General features: G+C 41.4%; 17 protein-coding genes. 6 read left to right on the forward strand and 11 right to left on the reverse strand.

From position 1 onward, the window contains the following. The first annotated feature begins 167 nt into the window (after positions 1 to 167). A complete protein-coding gene (locus tag RHO15_10185) occupies positions 168 to 1526 on the forward strand; it encodes an MFS transporter (GenBank protein ID WVD63816.1) in 1359 nt (452 codons plus the stop codon). 154 nt (positions 1527 to 1680) lie between these two features. Here RHO15_10185 and rplS read toward each other — a convergent pair whose 3' ends face one another. From rplS to rpsP, 4 genes are read right to left on the reverse strand one after another with little or no spacing between them, the layout of a single operon-like run. Further along, entirely contained in the window at positions 1681 to 2031 is a 351-nt protein-coding gene (gene rplS, locus RHO15_10190) for a 50S ribosomal protein L19 (protein WVD63817.1), read from the reverse strand. A 42-nt stretch (positions 2032 to 2073) separates the two neighbouring features. Continuing rightward, entirely contained in the window at positions 2074 to 2826 is a 753-nt protein-coding gene (gene trmD / locus RHO15_10195) for a tRNA (guanosine(37)-N1)-methyltransferase TrmD (protein ID WVD63818.1), read from the reverse strand. A gap of 12 nt (positions 2827 to 2838) precedes the next feature. Continuing rightward, entirely contained in the window at positions 2839 to 3375 is a 537-nt protein-coding gene (gene rimM, locus RHO15_10200; protein WVD63819.1) for a ribosome maturation factor RimM, read from the reverse strand. Positions 3376 to 3390: 15 nt separating this feature from the next. Beyond that, positions 3391 to 3639 carry a 30S ribosomal protein S16 gene (rpsP, locus tag RHO15_10205; GenBank protein WVD63820.1) on the reverse strand — a complete coding sequence of 83 codons (249 nt, stop codon included), beginning with the start codon at positions 3637 to 3639 and terminating at the stop codon, positions 3391 to 3393. A gap of 386 nt (positions 3640 to 4025) precedes the next feature. Between rpsP and RHO15_10210 the strand changes: the two genes are divergently transcribed. Further along, positions 4026 to 4808, forward strand: coding sequence for an ABC transporter substrate-binding protein (locus RHO15_10210; GenBank protein ID WVD63821.1), 783 nt, complete (start codon positions 4026 to 4028; stop codon positions 4806 to 4808). Between the two features lie 172 nt (positions 4809 to 4980). On the opposite strand, the gene RHO15_10215 is transcribed toward RHO15_10210, so the two are convergent. The 4 genes from RHO15_10215 to RHO15_10230 all read right to left on the reverse strand — a co-directional run bounded on the left by RHO15_10215 (position 4981) and on the right by RHO15_10230 (position 8395). After that, entirely contained in the window at positions 4981 to 5916 is a 936-nt protein-coding gene (locus tag RHO15_10215; GenBank protein ID WVD63822.1) for a TPM domain-containing protein, read from the reverse strand. Between the two features lie 13 nt (positions 5917 to 5929). Then, positions 5930 to 6571, reverse strand: coding sequence for a LemA family protein (locus tag RHO15_10220; protein ID WVD63823.1), 642 nt, complete (start codon positions 6569 to 6571; stop codon positions 5930 to 5932). Positions 6572 to 6646: 75 nt separating this feature from the next. After that, positions 6647 to 8002 (reverse strand): PFL family protein, encoded by a 1356-nt coding sequence (locus RHO15_10225; protein ID WVD63824.1) that lies wholly within the window; start codon positions 8000 to 8002, stop codon positions 6647 to 6649. Between the two features lie 123 nt (positions 8003 to 8125). Continuing rightward, complete coding sequence (locus tag RHO15_10230; GenBank protein WVD63825.1) at positions 8126 to 8395, reverse strand: ACT domain-containing protein; 270 nt, start codon at positions 8393 to 8395, stop codon at positions 8126 to 8128. Positions 8396 to 8531: 136 nt separating this feature from the next. Between RHO15_10230 and RHO15_10235 the strand changes: the two genes are divergently transcribed. From RHO15_10235 to RHO15_10250, 4 genes are all read left to right on the forward strand, one after another. Then, entirely contained in the window at positions 8532 to 9746 is a 1215-nt protein-coding gene (locus RHO15_10235; protein ID WVD63826.1) for a pyridoxal phosphate-dependent aminotransferase, read from the forward strand. A 469-nt stretch (positions 9747 to 10215) separates the two neighbouring features. Then, positions 10216 to 12498: a class 1a ribonucleoside-diphosphate reductase subunit alpha gene (gene nrdA / locus RHO15_10240; GenBank protein WVD63827.1), complete on the forward strand. Its 2283-nt coding sequence runs from the start codon at positions 10216 to 10218 to the stop codon at positions 12496 to 12498. A 104-nt stretch (positions 12499 to 12602) separates the two neighbouring features. Continuing rightward, positions 12603 to 13739 carry a class Ia ribonucleoside-diphosphate reductase subunit beta gene (gene nrdB, locus RHO15_10245; protein WVD63828.1) on the forward strand — a complete coding sequence of 379 codons (1137 nt, stop codon included), beginning with the start codon at positions 12603 to 12605 and terminating at the stop codon, positions 13737 to 13739. Positions 13740 to 14012: 273 nt separating this feature from the next. After that, the gene (locus RHO15_10250; protein WVD63829.1) at positions 14013 to 15728 is read left to right on the forward strand and encodes a thiamine pyrophosphate-binding protein; all 1716 of its coding nucleotides are present in this window, start codon (positions 14013 to 14015) and stop codon (positions 15726 to 15728) included. A gap of 79 nt (positions 15729 to 15807) precedes the next feature. Here RHO15_10250 and RHO15_10255 read toward each other — a convergent pair whose 3' ends face one another. The 3 genes from RHO15_10255 to RHO15_10265 form a co-directional block, all read right to left on the reverse strand. Beyond that, positions 15808 to 17958 carry a carbon starvation CstA family protein gene (locus RHO15_10255; protein WVD63830.1) on the reverse strand — a complete coding sequence of 717 codons (2151 nt, stop codon included), beginning with the start codon at positions 17956 to 17958 and terminating at the stop codon, positions 15808 to 15810. A gap of 389 nt (positions 17959 to 18347) precedes the next feature. Then, complete coding sequence (gene btsR, locus RHO15_10260) at positions 18348 to 19070, reverse strand: two-component system response regulator BtsR (GenBank protein WVD63831.1); 723 nt, start codon at positions 19068 to 19070, stop codon at positions 18348 to 18350. 3 nt (positions 19071 to 19073) lie between these two features. After that, on the reverse strand, positions 19074 to 20768 hold the full coding sequence (locus RHO15_10265; GenBank protein ID WVD63832.1) for a sensor histidine kinase: 1695 nt from the start codon (positions 20766 to 20768) through the stop codon (positions 19074 to 19076). Positions 20769 to 20810 lie beyond the last annotated feature (42 nt).

Here is a 20810-nt window from a genome sequence, read left to right on the forward strand (position 1 = left end):
TGAAACCATGGATATCCGGTATCGTAATAATGATGGCTTATCTGTCACAATAAAATGAGTGATTGATATTGACAAGATAAGACTCACTTTTATCAACTATATTCGCACAGACAGCTCTCTCTACGCTAAAATCCAGACAATATTATTATAATTAATAGGTATATTTCATGAGTACAGTTGAAATTACAAATCAAGGGCAACCGAATGCCAGACCGTTAAATCGAAAGGATCTTAAGACACTTTTGCTCTCCTCTTTAGGCGGCACTTTAGAGTTCTACGATTTTGTTATCTATGCACTTTATATCGATACTATCGTTAAACCCCTGTTTATGCCTGATACTCTATCGCCGTTAGCCAAAGATCTCTTTGCCTGGGGAATTTTTGCCGCCGGTTATCTGATTCGTCCAGTCGGCGGCATTATTATGGCGCATTTCGGTGATAAAAATGGCCGTAAACGTATGTTCACGCTCAGTGTGGCGATGATGGCACTGCCAACCTTTCTGATTGGTTTCCTGCCCACCTATGAAGTACTCGGTATTCTATCCCCACTACTGCTGCTGTTAATGCGGATGTTACAAGGTGCAGCGATTGGTGGCGAAATGCCTGGCGCTTGGGTTTTTATCGCTGAACACACGCCTAAACAGCGCTATGGCTTTGGTATTGGTATGCTGACCTCTGGCATCACCGGCGGTATTATGCTCGGTTTTTTAATTACGATCATGATTAGTAGCGCTTTCTCTCGCCAAGAAATTCTTGATTTCGCCTGGCGAATTCCATTTATTCTAGGGGGTTTATTTGGTGTCCTTTCAGTCTACTTGCGTCGTTTTCTTTCGGAAACACCGGTATTTAAAGCCTTAGCTTCACGCAAAGCATTAGAGAAAAGTATTCCATTAGTCATTGTATTTAAACAGCATAAATATGCTTGCTCAGTGGTGGCGATGTTTACCTGGGCGCTATCAACCGTCATTATGGTAGGTATTTTAATCACGCCAAGCACGATTCTTGGTCATCTATACCATATCGAGGATATTAACTGGCGAATTGCCGGCTGTATTGCCGCGCTTACGTTAACCATCGGTTGTGTGTTATTTGGCTGGCTTGAGGATAAAATTAAGACCAGAAAAACAGTTTTGCTGGCTTGGGGTGGACTCGCTATTACCTCACTCTATTTCTATCAATCTCTTTCTGCGCAGATGAGTTTAACCTCACTATATGTTAACTATGGACTGATGGGATTATTTATTGGTGCAGTGGCACTGACACCCATCGTTGGCGCAAGAGCCTTCCCTACAGAAATTCGTTTTTCTGGATTATCGACTGCCTACAATTTATCTTATGCTTTTTTTAGTTTTATCACGCCACCTTTAACCATCTATTTGATTACGCCGAATCATATTCTAGGTGATCATTACTATCTGGGTGCAGGTGTCTACATTGCCTTTGTCAGTATTATTGCGATTATCACCTCGCTATTTCCACTTGCTTATTGTGGCTGGAGAGAGAGAACCACTCAATCAGCTGCTTAACTTCAAATGCGGGTTAATCCCGCTTTGATAAAAAACTATAGGCCAAAAGCAAATACCGCAAAAGCAATGTACACATCGATTATCAATATTGATAGCAAATAAAAACGGCCACCAAGGTGACCGTTTTCTCATTTTAAGATAAGTTTGCGTGAAATTAGTTAAGACGCTCTTTAATACGCGCGGCCTTACCTTTAAGATCACGTAAGTAATAAAGTTTAGCTTGACGAACCGCACCACGACGTTTAACCGTGATAGAATCGACAACTGGAGAATGTGCCTGAAATACACGCTCAACACCTTCACCATTAGAAATCTTACGGACTGTAAATGCAGAGTGTAAACCGCGGTTACGAATTGCAATTACCACACCTTCGTATGCCTGAAGACGTTTTTTGTTACCTTCAACAACCCATACTTTAACTTCCACTGAATCACCAGGACGGAATGCAGGGATATCTTTTTTTAGTTGTTCATCTTCAAGTTGCTTAATTATTTCATTTTTCATGATAATTCTCTTTCCTAGTTAAACTGAAATGTCCAATTACACTTATTCGCCAAATTCATGTTTAAATTCAGCTAATAGTTTCTGCTCTTCATCAGTCAGAGCTAGGCTTTGTAGAAGATCTTCTCTTCTTAGCCAGGTTCGCCCCAGAGATTGTTTTAATCGCCAGCGACGAATTTCTTTATGGTGACCGGAAAGTAATACTGCCGGCACCGCCATACCATCTAACACCTCAGGCCTGGTATAGTGAGGACAATCAAGTAAACCAGTTGCAAAAGAATCCTCTTCTGCCGAAGCTTCATGACCTAAGACACCCGGAATAAACCGAGATACTGCATCAATCAACGTCATTGCTGGCAACTCACCACCACTAAGCACATAATCACCAATTGACCACTCTTCGTCAATTTCAGTCTGAATTAAGCGCTCATCTATACCTTCATATCGACCACAAATTAAAACTAATTTATGGTATTTCGATAATTCGCAAACCCCATTTTGTTCAAGCTTACGCCCCTGTGGAGAGAGGTAAATTACTTTTGTATCATTGCCCATTGCAGCTTTTGCCGCCTGAATCGCATCTCGTAATGGTTGAACCATCATGAGCATTCCCGGTCCACCGCCATAAGGCCTATCGTCAACCGTCTTATGCTTATCATGCGCAAAATCACGCGGGTTCCAATACTGAATTTTTAACAGACCACTTTTGACTGCTCGGCCTGTTACCCCATAATCAGTAACTGCCTGGAACATTTCCGGAAAAAGGCTAATAACGCCAATCCACATAGACTGCCCCATTCTTATTACTGTTTAAAAGGCCGGATCCCAATCAACTTCAATCACTTTGGTTGTGAGATCAATATTTTTAATCACTTCTTGTTCAACAAAAGGCAGTAATCGCTCTTTTGCACCAAAAGCATCTTTTAAATTGGCTTTCACCACCAACACATCATTCGATCCCGTTTCCATCAGTTCAGTGACCTGACCTAGATCATAACCAGATGTAGTGATTACGCGACATCCAATCAAGTCTTTCCAATAAAAATCACCTTCAACCAGTTCAGGTAATAAATCTGCATTCACAAATATTTCAATATTGGTGAGCGCGTTGGCTTCGTCTCGATCATCAATACCCGCCATTTTGACAATGGTATCGTTACTATGTGGCTTATAGGCTTCAAGCTCAATCGTTTGCCACTCACCGGCACGTTGGATATACCAAGGTTGATAAGTGAAAATACTTTCAGGATCTTCTGTAAATGAAAAAATCCTAAGCCATCCCCGAATACCGAAGCAAGAACCGAACTTACCCACAATAATCAGATTCTCAGGTTTATTCATTTTCATTTGACTCAACAACAATTAAGCTGATTTTTGTGCTTGTTTAACTAATGCGCCAACACGGTCAGAAACCGTTGCACCTAAACCAAGCCAATGATTTACACGATCAAGATCTAAACGTAATTCTTCTGCTTTACCCTGTGCTACTGGGTTAAAAAAGCCAACACGTTCAATAAAACGACCATCACGTGGATTACGACTATCAGTGACAACCACTTGATAGAATGGACGCTTTTTAGAGCCGCCACGAGCTAAACGAATAGTTACCATAACTTCCTCTTAAAATTTAATAATTTGCCTTCACTCCGCTCTTCAAGATTAATGAAGCAATCTGAGTGTATAAAAAGCCAAAGAATTATACTCTTTTTCAAGAAAAGCGCAATGCTTAGCATCACACTATTGCCGGATTAAAATTCACCTTTTTGCTAGAATAAATCACAAACGGCTGATAGGATGTCAACATAGCTAATCGATAAGACTCATTATACTTTGGATATGAACGTTTTATGATAATAAAAAAATCAGCCATATTTACTCTTTTTTTGTTTATTTTTAGCATATCAATACTATCCGGCTGTTCGAGTAAAATAAAAGTCAAATCGCCAGACAAAAAAACCACCGTTACATTACGCTCCGCCCCAAAAAAGATTATCGTCATGGATATCAGTGCGCTAGATACACTTGACTCATTGGGGGCTGGCAAAAAAATTATCGCGTTACCACAATCAAATCTACCAACTTATTTAACGATTTATAAAAATAGTCCTTATCTCTCGATAGATCAATTTGATCATCCCAATCTCGAGCTGATAAAAGAGAACCAAGCGGATTTAATTATTACGGGTGACATCACGGCTGATGTATATCATTCGCTCGCAAAGATTGCACCGGTCTTATCGTTGAATATCGATACGCAGCACTATCGCCAGTCAATTGAGCATAACATCAACTTACTCGCAATTTTGACACAAAAACCAATGCTAGCTAAAGAGTATTTAAATCAGCTCAACACACAAATAACTGATGTGAATCAAAAAGCAAAGCTATCATCATTGACAGCAACAGTAGCACGCTATGAGCATGGTCAATTAATCCTTGCCGAGAATAGCATTCAGGCTGCTTTTATTCATGAACTACTGGGTGTGAAACGGGTAAAAAATGCATCCGAGGCCAAACCCACATCTTTAGAAACTGCTCAATTGAATAAGAACACACCCGTTATTCTTGATAACCAGTACTTTGAACAACATCCAACTGACCTGCTATTTATTGTCGATGTTGACAAAGCGACGAATCAATCGAACGATACCCACAGTTCACTGACCAAGTTGAGAGGAACACAAATTATCTACCTTGAGCCGGTTCGATGGGTGTTTGCACCGTGGGGCATTGATAACCTAAAACAACAAGTACTTGAAATCTCAACATACCTTAAATAATACGCTTCTGCTCACAGAGAGATTACACTGGGTCAGCCTTTGCACAGTTTAACAAAGCGACATTACAAATTCGTTTATTGGTTATGATAGATAACTCACCTAGCTAAATACAAAATCCCCCTCACCGTGACCGCTGAGAGGGATGCGTTGAAACGCTGAATAACATTATTAATTACCAACGACCAGAAGCACCACCACCACCGCTGCGACCGCCGCCGCCAGAGAAGCCACCAGAACTAAAACCTCCACCTCGTCCCGAACCAAATCCGCCACCAAACCGGCCGCCACCGCGACCAGAACTGCCCGATTTTGCGTATAAAAAACCTAACAGAATGGTACTCACGACAAAACCGATAAAACTGAGTTTAAGGCTGCCAAGCGCAGAATAGTCAGTCAAAAAAGCGAACAGACCGATAACAAGACCATTTAATCCGCCTGAGGCTAAATTTAATCTTCCCGTTGATCTCTTGGTCCAGGACCAAGGCAACATCTTGATAAGTAAATGACAGACAAAAAGTGAAAAGAAACCAAACATCATTAAAGATGAACCTGGAGAATCAGCAGAAACATCTCCTAACTCATTATTACCAGTATTATCGACAAAGGGGACTGTCGCCAGCTCACCCGTTAATCTTTTGATGATAGTCGTTAAGGCTTGAGATATGCCAGCATAATAATTATCCTGCCGAAAAGCCGGAATGATATCCTGCTGAATAATACGCGCTGCTTGTAGATCAGGTAGGGTACCCTCAAGTCCATAGCCAACCTCTAGTCGCACGCTATGTTCTGACTTCGCGATAACTAATAATAGTCCATTATCCTTTTGCGCCGCACCTAATCGCCACTGCTCAAAAACACGTTCAGCAAATTGTTCAATACTCTCGCCATCTAAAGTGGGTACCAACAAAATCGCAATTTGCGCACCGGATTTATCCTGTTGTTCAAACTGCTGAATTTGCTGTGCTAACTCACTCACCTGTGAAGGTATTAAAGTATTCGTCAAATCCGTAATACGTTGATTCAAAACTGGCACAGGAATTTGTGCATAAGCCATCTGTCCCAACAAGAGTATCAGGCAGCATATCGATTGAGTGATAAATCGCAACATCTTACCCTCCTGCCTATTTATCAAAACTCACTGTTGGTGCGACTGAAATGGCTTGTTCATTGGCAACCGTAAATTGCGCTTTAGGTGTATAACCCATTAATTTAGCGACTAACACACCAGGAAATCGGCGAATATAGCTATTATATTCCTGAATTGTCGCAATATATCGACCACGAGCGACGGTAATGCGATTTTCAGTTCCTTCAAGTTGTGTCATCAGATCACTATACAGCGTACTGGCTTTTAAATCGGGATAGTTTTCACTCACCGCAATTAAACGACTTAATGCCGAACTCAATTGTTGTTGTGCCTCCTGAAATTGCTTAATCACCTGCGGATCGGAAAGCTGATCGATATTGACTTGAATTGATCCAACACGCGCTCTGGCGTTGGTGACATCAGTTAAGACCTCTTTTTCATGATTGGTATAGCCTTTGACGGTATTGACTAAATTGGGCACCAGATCAGCCCGGCGCTGATATTGATTGACCACTTCAGACCAAGAGGCAATGACTTTTTCATCATAAGTTTGGCTGGTGTTATAACTGCTAAAAAACATCCCACCTAAAATCACAATCACGGCAATAAAAATAAGATAAATTGGCTTAATTTTATTGCCTGAATTACTATTACCCAGCTGGCGCGTTTCGTTCATACCTATGTTCCTTAAGTGAAAATCAACATTCATCTTGGCCAATAATCGGTTAAAAATCAGATTATTGGTATATCATTAGTTTTTAAAAGAGTGAATTGGTGCCGGAATACGGCCACCGCGTGCAATAAAGGCGTCGGAATTAAATGGATTAACCGGCATAATTGGTGCATGACCTAATAATCCGCCAAACTCAACATTATCGCCAACCTTCATCCCGACAGCGGGAATTATTCGCACCGCCGTGGTTTTATGATTAATCACCCCAATCGCGGCCTCATCTGCAATAATAGCTGAAATCGTTGCCGCGCTAGTATCACCAGGAATCGCCACCATATCCAGTCCGACCGAACAGACACAGGTCATCGCTTCCAGTTTTTCTAAATTTAATGCGCCTTTATTAACTGCATCAATCATTCCCGCATCTTCTGAAACCGGAATGAAAGCACCACTCAGCCCACCGACATGGCCACAGGCCATCACGCCACCTTTTTTCACCGCATCATTGAGCATCGCCAGTGCCGCTGTCGTACCATGCGTGCCGACCACTTCGAGCCCCATCTCCTCAAGAATATGCGCAACAGAATCACCAATTGCTGGGGTCGGCGCTAATGAGAGATCGACGATACCAAATTTAACCCCTAACCGGGTTGACGCTTCATGTCCGACAAGCTGGCCCATCCGCGTAATTTTAAAGGCGGTTTTCTTAATCACTTCAGCGACCATGTCAAAAGACTCACCTTTCACTTTTTCCAGCGCACGTTTAACAACCCCAGGGCCACTGACGCCGACATTAATCACACAGTCAGCTTCACCCACACCATGGAATGCACCCGCCATAAAAGGGTTATCTTCAACCGCATTGGCAAAGACAACCAACTTGGCACAGCCCATACTTTGATTATCTTTGGTTAATTCAGCAGAGGCTTTAATCACTTCGCCCATCTTTCTCACGGCATCCATGTTGATACCTGTCTGCGTCGAACCAATATTGACTGAGGCACAAACACGCTCTGTTTCTGCCAGTGCCCTGGGAATTGAATCAATCAGAATTTCATCACCTTTATGATAGCCCTTCTGAACTAACGCAGAAAAACCACCAATAAAGTTTACGCCTACGGTTTTAGCCGCTGCATCCAGTGTTTTAGCAAATTCAACATAATCTTTATCATCGCTGGCACCGGCAATTAACGCAATTGGCGTGACTGAAATGCGTTTATTAATAATAGGGATACCAAATTCTGAGGTAATCTCTTCGCCTACTTTGACTAAATCTTTGGCTAAACGCGTTATTTTGTTATAAATTTTCTGACGGGCCTTAACACCATCGCTATCAATACAATCAAGTAGCGATATACCCATAGTAATTGTTCTAATATCGAGCTTTTCTTCCTCGATCATTTTGATTGTTTCAAGAATCTGTCTCGTTTCCATTGTAAATAACCTTTATCTAGTCATAATCATCATCATTAATACGAGGCGCCCAAAATCACTCAAACACGCATCAATCCATCATTTAATTTAATTTAATTTATCTTATTTCAATATTATTCAAGATTACAGACGATGCATCGCATCGAAAATTTCCTCTCGCTGAATATTCACCTTCACTTTTAATTTTTCCCCGGTTTGCACCAATTCAGCTTTAGTTTCTTCAAAAGAGGTTGTAATCTGCGAAAGATCAAGCAGCATAATCATCGTAAAATAGTCACCCATGATAGTTTGCGACACATCTAATATATTGATATTGAGTGCAAACAATTTTTGACTGATCCCAGCTATAATACCGGTTTTATCTTTGCCAATGACGGTAAGAATGGTTTTCATGTTAAGCTCCATTACGATATACAGAAATTTTTCTGATTGTTGATAATAACATCTTCAAAAATCATCGTAATAGGAGTAGATTAGATTATCAACAAATAATTATTAATATACTTATCATAAAAAGAGCTACTCATTCATGTTTAATATTGAAAAATCGAATAAATTAGAACACGTCTGTTATGACATCCGCGGCCCAATTCTCGATCATGCTAAACGTCTTGAAGATGAAGGCCAAAAAATTCTCAAGCTCAATATTGGTAATCCGGCACCTTTTGGCTTTGAAGCGCCCGATGAAATTGTGGTCGACATTATCCGTAACCTACCTACATCGCAAGGGTATTGTGATTCGAAAGGACTATTTTCTGCGCGTAAAGCGATTATGCAGTATTATCAGTCACTAGGTATTATGAGCATCGCGGTTGAAGATATTTATATCGGTAATGGTGTCTCTGAACTAATTGTTCAATCAATGCAAGCGCTAGTGAATACTGGTGATGAAATTTTAATCCCGATGCCAGACTATCCTCTTTGGACTGCGGCAGCGACACTGTCTGGCGGAACGCCCGTTCATTATCTTTGTGACGAGGAAGCCGACTGGTTCCCTGATCTTGACGATATTCGCAAAAAAATCACCTCAAGAACCAAAGCGATCGTCTTAATCAATCCTAATAATCCCACTGGTGCTGTTTATAGTAAGGATATTTTACTTCAAATCGCGCAAATCGCCCGTGAACATAATCTGATCATTTTTTCCGATGAGATCTATGACAAGATTTTATATGATGGCGCCGTTCACCACCCGATTGCCGGTTTAGCGGAGGACCTGTTTATTGTGACCTTCGGTGGACTCTCTAAAACCTATCGAGTCGCCGGATTTAGACAAGGCTGGATGGTCTTGAGTGGTCCGAAAAAACATGTTAAAGGTTATATTGAAGGCCTGAATATGTTAGCCTCCATGCGCTTATGTGCCAATGTACCGATGCAGCATGGTATTCAAACGGCATTAGGCGGATATCAAAGTATTAATGAATTTATTAAACCGGGTGGGCGCTTATACGATCAATGTCATCTGGCCTGGAAATTACTTAACGATATTCCGGGTGTATCTTGTGTAAAACCAAAAGGTGCACTCTACCTATTTCCAAAACTAGACGTGAAGAAGTTCAACTTACACAATGATCAAAAGCTGGTACTTGATTTCTTGCTACAGCAAAAAGTGTTATTGGTGCAAGGTAGTGGGTTTAACTGGCATAAGCCAGACCATGTCAGAATCGTTGCGCTCCCTTATACGGGTGAATTAGAAACGGCACTGGGACGATTTGCTCAATTTTTAGAAACTTATCGTCAGTAACCTTCCGATATTTAATAATGGACTGAAAATTGAGCTTGATAGGCTCAATTTTCATGATGACCAAAACGGCACGCGTGTTAACCTCGTATCTGGTTGTCTCATGTTCGGTGATATATTAACTGAGCCATAGCTTGAAAAAGTATCCATCCTCACAATCAAAAGACATTGAATCTGCGCTGCTACTCATTCGTGCCAGTAATTAAAATCAATCCATTTGAGATGAGCTTAACAATACATTTGGCGGATAGCTTGTCTACTTGATCTCAATTTAAGATCAGTTTATTTTTCCTGCATTTCGTCAGCAAAATTTAAAAATATTCTTGACAATAAAACACTACAGGTAGTTAATACGGCATGCTAATTACACAATATATAGTGCCTATATAATTAATAGGAACTATATATTGTATCTATTGGCAAAATTTCATTAGGATCTGCGCAGATAAATAAAATAAAAGGATTACCCCCAATGAATCAATCAATATTGGTGACTAAACGCGATGGAAGTAAAGAAACAATCAATCTGGATAAAATTCATCGAGTTATTACATGGGCTGCCGAAGGCTTAGAGAATGTCTCGGTTTCACAAGTTGAGCTGCGTTCTCATATTCAATTTTATGATGGTATAAAAACAGCGGATATTCACGAAACCATCATTCGAGCCGCCGCCGATCTTATTTCGCAAGACAGCCCAGACTATCAATATATGGCAGCAAGACTAGCCATTTTTCATCTGCGTAAAAAAGCCTATAATCAGTTTACCCCACCCAAGCTCTATGACCACGTCAAAAGAATGGTAGAGTCCGGTCGATATGATAAACATTTATTGGCTGATTACAGTGAACAAGATTTTATTGAGATGGACGGCTTTATCGATCACTGGCGCGATATGACCTTCTCCTATGCCGCAGTTAAACAGCTGGAAGGAAAATATCTGGTACAAAATCGCGTGACCGGTCAGATCTATGAGAGCGCTCAGTTCTTATATATTCTAGTTGCCGCCTGCTTATTTGCTAACTATCCAAAACATCACCGTTTAGATTACGTCAAACGTTTCTATGATGCTATTTCAACCTTTAAAATTTCGCTGCCGACGCCAATTATGGCTGGTGTACGCACACCGACACGCCAATTTAGCTCGTGTGTATTAATCGAATGTGATGATAGCCTTGATTCAATTAATGCGACGGCAAGCTCAATCGTTAAATATGTTTCTCAGCGTGCAGGTATCGGTATCAATGCCGGCCGTCTGCGCGCCTTAGGCAGTCCTATCCGCGGAGGTGAAGCCTTCCACACTGGCTGTATTCCATTTTATAAATACTTTCAAACAGCCGTTAAATCTTGCTCACAAGGTGGTGTTCGCGGCGGTGCAGCAACGGTTTTCTATCCTTTATGGCATCTGGAAGTCGAAAGTTTACTGGTTTTACGTAATAACCGTGGTATTGAAGAGAACCGCGTCAGACATTTAGATTATGGTGTGCAGATAAACAAACTGATGTATCAACGTCTGATTAAAAATGAGCAGATAACCCTGTTTAGTCCTTCAGATGTCCCAGGACTCTATGAAGCATTTTTTGCTGATCAAGATGAGTTTGAACGCCTTTACGTACAGTATGAAAATGATATCTCTATTCGTAAACGCGAAGTCAAAGCCATTGAACTATTTTCACTGTTGATGCAAGAGCGCGCGTCAACGGGTCGAATCTACATTCAAAATGTCGATCACTGTAATACGCATAGTCCATTTAATCCACTGGTTGCCCCCGTCAGACAATCTAACCTCTGTATGGAAATTGCGCTACCGACCAAACCGCTTTACAATATTAATGATGAGAATGGTGAAATCGCGCTTTGTACTCTTTCAGCCTTCAATTTAGGCGCTATCGAGAACCTCAGCGATCTTGAGTCACTCGCAGATTTAGCCGTCCGCGCACTCGATTCATTATTAGATTATCAGGATTATCCAATTCCTGCGGCACGTAATTCATCGCTTAACCGACGTACGTTAGGGATTGGTGTGATTAACTATGCCTACTATCTGGCAAAAAATGGCGTTCGTTACTCTGATGGTAGTGCGAATGGTCTGACCCATCGTACTTTTGAAGCGATTCAATACTATTTATTAAAAGCATCAAATAAGTTAGCTAAAGAGCAAGGTGCTTGCCCATTATTTAAAGAGACACGTTACGCTGAGGGTATTTTACCTATCGATAACTATAAAAAAGAAGTGGATGGCTTAACGCGTGAACCACTCCACCTTGATTGGGAGGCACTACGTCAATCGATCAAGACACATGGTCTGCGTAACTCAACGCTTTCCGCGTTGATGCCGTCAGAAACCTCTTCACAGATATCCAATGCGACCAATGGCATTGAGCCGCCACGTGGGTATGTCAGTGTAAAAGCCTCAAAAGATGGTATTTTGCGTCAGGTTGTGCCTGAGTATGAGAATCTCAAAGGCTTCTATGAGCTACTATGGCAGATGCCAAATAATACCGGTTATTTACAACTGGTCGGCATCATGCAAAAATTTGTTGATCAATCTATCTCGGCCAATACCAATTATGATCCGACTAAATTTGCCAATGATAAAGTTCCGATGAAGCAACTGTTAGCTGATCTATTAACGGCCTATAAATATGGTCTTAAAACGATTTATTATCATAATACTCGCGATGGTGCTGATGATAATCAATCCGATATTAGCACGCCAACTGATGATGGCTGTGAAGGCGGTGCATGTAAAATCTAATCCGTTTCACTGAATTAAAAACGGATCATCAGAGATCCGTTTTTAACGCTATCGCCGTCATTAATATGGCATATTTATCATGTCTGTATTTAGGAATAACATCAATGAGTAATACATATACCATCTTCTCTCAAAAACATAATAATCAATTAAAAGAACCGATGTTTTTGGGGCAACCTGTTAATGTCGCCCGTTATGATCAGCAAAAATATGAGCTGTTTGAGAAATTAATTGAGAAACAACTCTCTTTCTTTTGGCGCCCTGAAGAGGTCGATATTTCGAAAGATCGTATCGACTATCAGGCGCTACCTGAACATGAAAAACATATCTTTATCAGTAATCTAAAATATCAAACACTGCTTGACTCAATTCAAGGCCGCAGCCCAAATGTGGCGCTGTTACCTTTAATTTCGATTCCTGAGCTAGAGACTTGGGTTGAAACCTGGTCATTTTCTGAGACAATTCACTCGCGCTCTTATACGCATATCATTCGTAATATTGTCAACGATCCTTCGATTATTTTCGATGATATTATGAATAATCCAGAGATCAAAAAACGGGCCACCGATATCGCCAGTTATTATGATGATCTAATCTGTTATGCTAACTATTACCATCTTTTTGGTTATGGTATCCATACTATTAATGGCAAAGAGATCACGGTGGATAGACGTGAACTTAAGAAGAAACTCTATTTATGTTTAATGAGTGTGAATGCGCTGGAAGCGATTCGATTCTATGTGAGTTTTGCCTGCTCGTTTGCCTTTGCTGAGCGCGAACTGATGGAAGGTAACGCCAAAATTATTAAACTGATTGCGCGTGATGAAGCCCTACATTTAACCGGTACACAGTTTATGGTCAATACCCTGCGCAGTGGCGAAGATGATCCGGAAATGGCTGAAATTACGAAGGCTTGTGAACAAGAAGCCTATGACTTATTTGTCAAAGCGGCCAATCAAGAGAAAGAGTGGGCAGATTATCTCTTCTCGGGTGGTTCAATGATCGGCCTCAATCGTGAAATCCTGTGTCAATATGTGGAATATATCACTAACATTCGTATGCAAGCCGTTGGCCTACCGCTACCATTTGAAACCCGTTCAAATCCGATTCCTTGGATCAATAACTGGCTAGTCTCTGATAATGTTCAAGTGGCGCCGCAAGAAGCGGAAATGAGCTCTTACTTAGTCGGCCAAATTGATGCAGAAGTTAATGAAAGTGATCTGAGTAATTTTGAACTCTAAGCATATTGGCCATATCTTGCCTGTTTGCCATAATTAAATTCACGAATTCATCTGCAAAAAACGGATCTTCTGATCCGTTTTTTTACATATCGACTTTCGCGACGCTTTATCATTCTTTTAAACTCATCAATACTAAGTGCCTTATTGATGCCAGCTATCAGTTATAATTGTTTAAATTTTAACGGCTTACCTTGTCACCGCAGTAAAAATTAACCATAATAAAAGTGTTAATCAACATTTCTATTAACTACGCTGTGGTAAGTGAGGATCATTATGTCTAAAAACAAAAAAGTGGCTGACATCCTGGTTGAAGTGTTAACCAATGCTGGCGTCAAAAACTGCTATGGTATTGTGGGTGATACACTTAATTTCGTCAGTGAAGCAATTTATCAAAGTGATATCAACTGGGTACATATGCGTCATGAAGAGGCTGGCGCATTTGCGGCTGGCGCTGAAGCCTTTGTGACCGATCGGCTTACCGCCTGTGCCGGTTCGTGTGGTCCGGGTAGTTTACACTTTATTAATGGCCTTTATGAAGCTCAGCGTAATAATGCACCGGTGATTCTGATTGCCAGCCAACTGGCCAGCTCAAGTCTTGGCACCAATTTCCCGCAAGAAGTTGATTTTTTAGATGTCTACAAAAACTGTTCGGTATTTTGCCAACAACTCAATAATCCGCTGGAGGCAAGACGCGTTTTTACACAAGCAGCCCAGGCCGCCCTGAATAAGCGAGGTGTGGCAGTCGTCATTTTGCCTGCAGATATGAGTAAAGCCGAAATCGCCGATGATCATGTGTACCCGATCTGGGCACCTAAACCCATTTTGCGACCGAATGATGATGAGATCGCTCAAATCATCGAGCTGATTGCTGCTGGAAAAAAAATTGGCATTTATGCTGGCATCGGCTGTAAAGATGCACATGATGAATTAATTGAGCTGGCGAAATTACTCAATGCACCGATTGCGCATACCTCCAGGGCCAAGGATTTTGTTGAGTATAATAATCCTTTTAACGTCGGTATGACCGGTATGTTTGGGACCAAAGCCGGGTTTGAAATGATCAAACATTGCGATACCCTATTACTGTTAGGCTGTGGTTTTGCCTGGTCACAATTTTATCCAGACAAAGCGACGATTATTCAAATTGATCATGACGCCATGCAATTAGGTTTACGTCATCCGATTGATTTTGGCGCTGTCGGTGATATAAAAGCCACCCTCAAAGCCCTATTACCAAAATTAACGCCAAGAACGGATACAACCTTTCTAGATAAATATGTAGAGCTGCACCAAAAAGTGACGATCAAATTAGATAAGAAAGCGATTGCCGATCCTAAAAAACCGATACATCCTCAATATCTGATTGATTTAATCGATACTTATGCCTCTGCGCAAGCGCTCTTTACCGCTGATGTCGGTTCAGCGATGGTTTGGGCATGTCGACACTTGAAAACAAATGGTCAACGTCGATTACTGATCAGTTTAAAACACGGCACCATGGCCAATGCGATGCCACAAGCGCTCGGCTTGCAAAAAGCCTTTGCTGATAGGCAAGTTATCGCAATGTCAGGCGATGGGGGTTTAACCATGTTGTTAGGTGATCTATTAACGGCGGTTCAAGAAAAATTACCGATCAAAATCTTTGTTCTCAACAATGGCTCATTGAATTTTGTTGAACTAGAGCAGAAAGGTGAAGGTTTAGTGAATCGTTATACTGATCTACACAATGGTAATCTAGCGATGATGGCGCAGGCTATGGGATTTTTTGCTAAGAATATTAGTGATAGTGATGAGCTGGAAGAAGCGGTAAAAGCGTGCCTCCATCACGATGGACCTGCTCTGCTAAATGTTTACACTAGCCCTAATGAACTGATTATGCCACCCACGATTACGATGGATAATGTGGCCAGTATGACGCTCTACAGTGCCAAGGCCATATTAGAGGGTAAATCGCAAGACGTCATGAGCCTGATTAAAGATAATCTATAGTCATCATTATTATATATATCAATGAAATAGATAATAAAAAAAAAGCCTAATTTAATATTAGGCTTTTTGCTTTTTCAGATTAGTGAACTGAAGAGGTTTTAACGCCACCTTCAGGCACCGGCACATACGGCGCTTCTTCAGCCGTCGGCTTTGGATTTTTTCTGGCCTTTAAGCCAACTCGAATACCATAGAAGATAATACTATAAACAATAATGAAGAACAGGACACTCAAACCCGCATTAGTATAGTTATTGATCACAATATGGCTCATATCCGCACTCTGCTGCGCAGTCAGTCCACCAGCGGCAACCTTGTCTTTATAGAGATTTGCCATATAAAGGAAAGGCTCAAGCTCAGGATTACTACTAAACAGTTTAAGACCCAGGGCCCACGTCGTACAAATCAGCAACCAAATCGCCGGAATGACTGTGACCCAAATGTACTGTGCACGTTTCATCTTAATTAATACGACGGTTGCCAGAACGAGTGCTACTGCCGCTAACATTTGGTTTGAAATACCGAATAGTGGCCATAAGCTCTTGACGCCGCCCAGTGGATCAACAACACCTTGATAAAGCAAGTAACCCCATAAACCGACACAACCAACTGTACCAATGATACCGGCAATCGTTGAGTCTGTTCGTTTTAAGAATGGGATAAAGTTACCCAATAGATCTTGCAGCATGAAGCGACCCGAACGCGTACCGGCATCTAATGCAGTCAAAATAAATAGCGCTTCAAATAAAATTCCGAAGTGATACCAAAAGCCCATATCAGCGCCCGGAATAATTTGATGGAACACATGAGCAATACCGACCGCTAAGGTTGGCGCACCACCCGCACGATTTAATACCGAGGTTTCACCAATATCTTTGGCTGTCTGTAAAATCTCTTCAGGCGAGATAACAAATCCCCATGAACTCACTTTCGCCGCAGCAACAGCGGTGACCTCTTTGAGTGATTCTAAAATAGCCGGTGCAGCAGCGGCATCGGTTAAATTATGTAAATCAGGCATAGTAATACCTAATGCCGATGGTGGCGTATTCATCGCAAAATAGAGGCCTGGCTCAATGATTGAAGCCGCGACTAGCGCCATAATTGCAACAAATGACTCCATCAACATGGCACCATAACCAATAAAACGAGAATCTGTTTCTAAGGCAAGCAATTTTGGTGTTGTACCTGATGCAATTAAGGCATGAAAACCCGATACCGCACCACAAGCAATCGTGATAAAAAGGAATGGGAATAAAGCACCTTTCCAGACAGGTCCGGTGCCATTCACGAATTCAGTGACCGCTGGCATTTTTAAGATCGGATTCAAAATGACAATACCAATCGCTAATCCAACAATAACACCAATCTTTAGAAAGGTGGCCAGATAGTCACGCGGCGCCAGGATAAGCCAAACTGGTAACATTGCAGAAATGATTGAATAACCAATTAACACATAAGTAATGGTGGTTGCCTGGAAGGTTAAAGCCGGTCCCCAGTAAGCATCGTGAGCAATCACACCACCAAACCAGATGGCCAGAACAAGTAACACAATACCAATCACCGAGACCTCAGCCACACGACCCGGTCTTAGATAACGCATATAGACGCCCATAAATAAGGCAATTGGTACGGTTGAACAAACCGTAAAGACGCCCCAAGGGCTCTCTGCTAATGCTTTTACCACGATTAAGGCTAACACCGCCAGAATAATCAGCATAATCAGGAAACAACCAAATAGCGCAATGGTACCCGGAATACGACCCATCTCTTTTTTGATCATCTCGCCTAATGATGCTCCATTACGACGGGTTGATAAAAATAGCACCATAAAATCTTGTACCGCACCGGCAAAAACCACCCCGGCGAGTAGCCATAACGTGCCCGGTAAATAACCAATTTGTGCCGCTAAAACAGGACCGACTAATGGACCGGCACCGGCAATCGCCGCAAAATGATGGCCAAATAACACATTTTTATTGGTTGGGACAAAATTTAAACCATCATTGTTCACAACAGCGGGGGTTGCGCGATTAGGATCAAGTCGCAACACTTTGTTGGCGATATATAAACTGTAATAACGGTATGCCACCAAATAAACAGAAACGGCAGCAACAATAATCCATAGTGCACTTATCTGTTCACCGCGTCTGAGTGCGACAACGGCTAAACAACAAGCACCGATAAATGATAAAATAAGCCATGGAATATGCTTTAAAAAGGGCTTTATATTCATAAGAGTTCCTTTATCTGTAGCGATAAAGATAGGTGGCTACAGATTGATTAATTTTTTTAATAAAACGAACAGCTGAATTCAAGTTAATAAGCAAGAACTTATTTATAGGCATAATAAGTTCGGCGCTATAATAAACGAGCCTTTCATCTGAATATAGGGTATTTTGACTTAATGGCAATATAAATTACTGAGTGGTAGAATATTTGAGCTTAACGGCAAAGAAAAAGAAAATAAAGACATAAAATTGCCTCATTTTTAATAAAATGGGTCGATATACTCGGCTCATACAGCGATAATAGGTCGCAGACATCAGCAAACTCAGCGTGATGAGGACATGCTTAAGTAGCCAGTCAAAAATCCGTTCCCAATACAGCGGCTACTCATTCACATTACAAACTTAATAACGCTTTTAATGATTTAAAATAACGTCGACTGACGGGCACTGCGGCACCATTGGTTAAAATAATATCGATTTGCCCGGTAGTATTAAAGCGGATCTCTTTTAACTGCTGAATATTGACTAAATATTGCCGATGACAGCGCACTAAAGTGGTTCGTTCTTCTAATGTTCGCAGCGTTAATTCGGTAAAATATTCCGAGCTATCCAAACTGGTCACATAGTTACCGCTGGCTCGTGAGCTCACAAAGAGTACGTCATTCATATTCAGCAAATAAATTTTGCTATGGCCAACACAGGGAATATATTTGAGTTGATTGTCACTCAGTCCGGTTAACTGGGTAATATTTTGCTCTATACGTTGATGTTTCAGCCTGGCCATAGTTTTGTGCAAACGCTGCTCATCGATCGGTTTGAGCAGATAATCAAAAGCCTGTGCTTCAAATGCCTGTACAGCATAATGATCATAAGCGGTTAAAAAAACAATGTGCGGCATAAAGCTGGGATCGATCATGCTCAACATCTCAAGTCCACTGAGCCGCGGCATATGAATATCCAAAAAGATCACATCAGGACGTAAACGGTGAATGGCACTAATCGCTTCAATCGCATTAGGACACTCTGCGATAATCTCGATATCACTATGCTGCTGTAATAAACAGCGCAGGTTCTCTATCGCCAATGGCTCATCATCGACAAGGATAATTTTTAACATCATTTATTCTACACTCTGCGGTAATCGAATTCGAATGGTGGTCGATAGGTTTTCTTGACAAGCAACCTCAATTCCGTAATCCTCGCCATAACGAATCTTAATACGTTTATCGACAAGGTTCATACCAAGCCCCTGCTTTTTATTGAGTTCGCTCTGTTTGGCATCATAACGGCCAGCATTATCGGTCACCTCAATCATCACACTCGGTTCATACTGATAAGCACTAATGGTAATTTCTCCCGTCTCCAAAAGATGAGAGGTACCATGTTTTATGGCATTTTCAACGATCGGTTGTAACGAGAACGCTGGTAATTGCGTCATCATTAACGATTCCGGTATCGCAATATAGATTTGTAACCTTTCCATAAAACGGGCTTTCTCAATCTCAAGATAAGCGGTCACATGCTCGATTTCATCTTTCAATGAGACGACCTCTTCCGGTCTTTTAAGATTTTTGCGGAAAAACGTCGACATATTCTGTACCAGATAACTGGCCTGATCACCATTACGACGGATTACTGCTACTAAGGTATTTAAGGCATTAAAGAGGAAATGAGGATTCACCTGCGCATGCAGTAATTTAATTTCCGATTGAAATAGCAGCTGTTTATAACGCTCGTTCTGCCCGGCTAAAATTTGTGCTGAAAGCAGACTGGCAATACCTTCACCCAGTGTGCGATTAATTGAACTAAACAGCGTATTTTTTGCCTCATACAGTTTAATTGTGCCAATCACCTTTTGGTTTTCACCGCGCAGCGGAATCACCAGCGTCGATCCTAAACGACAGTTTTTATCGATAGAACAACAGTAAGGTTTATGGATACCATCGACATATTCAACATGATTATGCTCAATAACCTGTAGTGTTTGTGGCGATGAGATAGGCGTGCCGGAAAGATGATGGTCATCCCCAATGCCAATAAAAGCGAGTAGTTTTTCACAATCAGTGATGGCCACCGCGCCAATATCGAGTTCTTGATAAATAATCTGTGCCACTTTCAGACTATTTTCTTGATTGAAACCTTTTAATAAAATGCCCTCGGTACTAGCAGCAATCTTTAGGGCCTTCGCGGAGAAAGCCGAGGTATATTTTTCAAACATCGCGCGCCGATCAAGTAAGATGCGCATAAACATCGCCCCACCGATACTATTGGTGATGATCATCGGTGCAGCAATATTTTTGACCAGATTTAATGCTTCGGCATACGGCTGAGCGACCAGTAAAATAATCAACATCTGTAATATTTCTACAACCATAGTCAAACAGCCAACAGTAATCGGATTATAAAGTCGATCAATGCGGCCTTGACGCCTTAAGACGACATGTACAACACCACCAACCAAGCCAGCAAAAATAGTCGATAACATACAGCTTTCAGCCGTCATTCCTCCCAGCATATAGCGATGAATACCGCCAGTGAAGCCCACCGCAATACCGACTAATGGTCCGCCCAGTAAGCCACCGAGCACAGCACCAATCGCCCTCGTATTGGCAATAGAGTCTTGGAAGTGTAAACCGAGATAAGTCCCCATGATGCAGAAAATGGAGAAAATAACGTAGCAGAGTAACTTATGCGGCGCATGCACAGTTACTTGCATCAGCGGAATAAATATCGGTGTCTTACTGAGTAAGTAAGCAACCACCAGATAGATACACATTTGTTGTAACAGTTGAAAAACTAGCGTGATTTCATCCATATTATTATTTTATTCAATAAGATAGTTTTCAGTCATTCGTGC

The sequence above is a fragment of the Orbaceae bacterium lpD01 genome (genome assembly GCA_036251705.1).
In the GTDB taxonomy this organism is placed as follows: domain Bacteria; phylum Pseudomonadota; class Gammaproteobacteria; order Enterobacterales; family Orbaceae; genus Utexia; species Utexia brackfieldae.

Excerpts from the sequence above, each read along its gene's own strand:
- RHO15_10230 (WVD63825.1), bottom strand. The coding sequence starts at position 8,395 with ATGAAAACCATTCTTACCGTCATTGGCAAAGATAAAACCGGTATTATA.
- trmD (WVD63818.1), bottom strand. The coding sequence starts at position 2,826 with ATGGGGCAGTCTATGTGGATTGGCGTTATTAGCCTTTTTCCGGAAATG.
- RHO15_10220 (WVD63823.1), bottom strand. The coding sequence starts at position 6,571 with ATGAACGAAACGCGCCAGCTGGGTAATAGTAATTCAGGCAATAAAATT.
- RHO15_10255 (WVD63830.1), bottom strand. The coding sequence starts at position 17,958 with ATGAATATAAAGCCCTTTTTAAAGCATATTCCATGGCTTATTTTATCA.
- rplS (WVD63817.1), bottom strand. The coding sequence starts at position 2,031 with ATGAAAAATGAAATAATTAAGCAACTTGAAGATGAACAACTAAAAAAA.
- RHO15_10185 (WVD63816.1), top strand. The coding sequence starts at position 168 with ATGAGTACAGTTGAAATTACAAATCAAGGGCAACCGAATGCCAGACCG.
- btsR (WVD63831.1), bottom strand. The coding sequence starts at position 19,070 with ATGTTAAAAATTATCCTTGTCGATGATGAGCCATTGGCGATAGAGAAC.
- RHO15_10265 (WVD63832.1), bottom strand. The coding sequence starts at position 20,768 with ATGGATGAAATCACGCTAGTTTTTCAACTGTTACAACAAATGTGTATC.
- rimM (WVD63819.1), bottom strand. The coding sequence starts at position 3,375 with ATGAAAATGAATAAACCTGAGAATCTGATTATTGTGGGTAAGTTCGGT.
- RHO15_10250 (WVD63829.1), top strand. The coding sequence starts at position 14,013 with ATGTCTAAAAACAAAAAAGTGGCTGACATCCTGGTTGAAGTGTTAACC.
- RHO15_10215 (WVD63822.1), bottom strand. The coding sequence starts at position 5,916 with ATGTTGCGATTTATCACTCAATCGATATGCTGCCTGATACTCTTGTTG.
- RHO15_10225 (WVD63824.1), bottom strand. The coding sequence starts at position 8,002 with ATGGAAACGAGACAGATTCTTGAAACAATCAAAATGATCGAGGAAGAA.
- rpsP (WVD63820.1), bottom strand. The coding sequence starts at position 3,639 with ATGGTAACTATTCGTTTAGCTCGTGGCGGCTCTAAAAAGCGTCCATTC.
- RHO15_10210 (WVD63821.1), top strand. The coding sequence starts at position 4,026 with ATGGATATCAGTGCGCTAGATACACTTGACTCATTGGGGGCTGGCAAA.
- nrdB (WVD63828.1), top strand. The coding sequence starts at position 12,603 with ATGAGTAATACATATACCATCTTCTCTCAAAAACATAATAATCAATTA.
- RHO15_10235 (WVD63826.1), top strand. The coding sequence starts at position 8,532 with ATGTTTAATATTGAAAAATCGAATAAATTAGAACACGTCTGTTATGAC.
- nrdA (WVD63827.1), top strand. The coding sequence starts at position 10,216 with ATGAATCAATCAATATTGGTGACTAAACGCGATGGAAGTAAAGAAACA.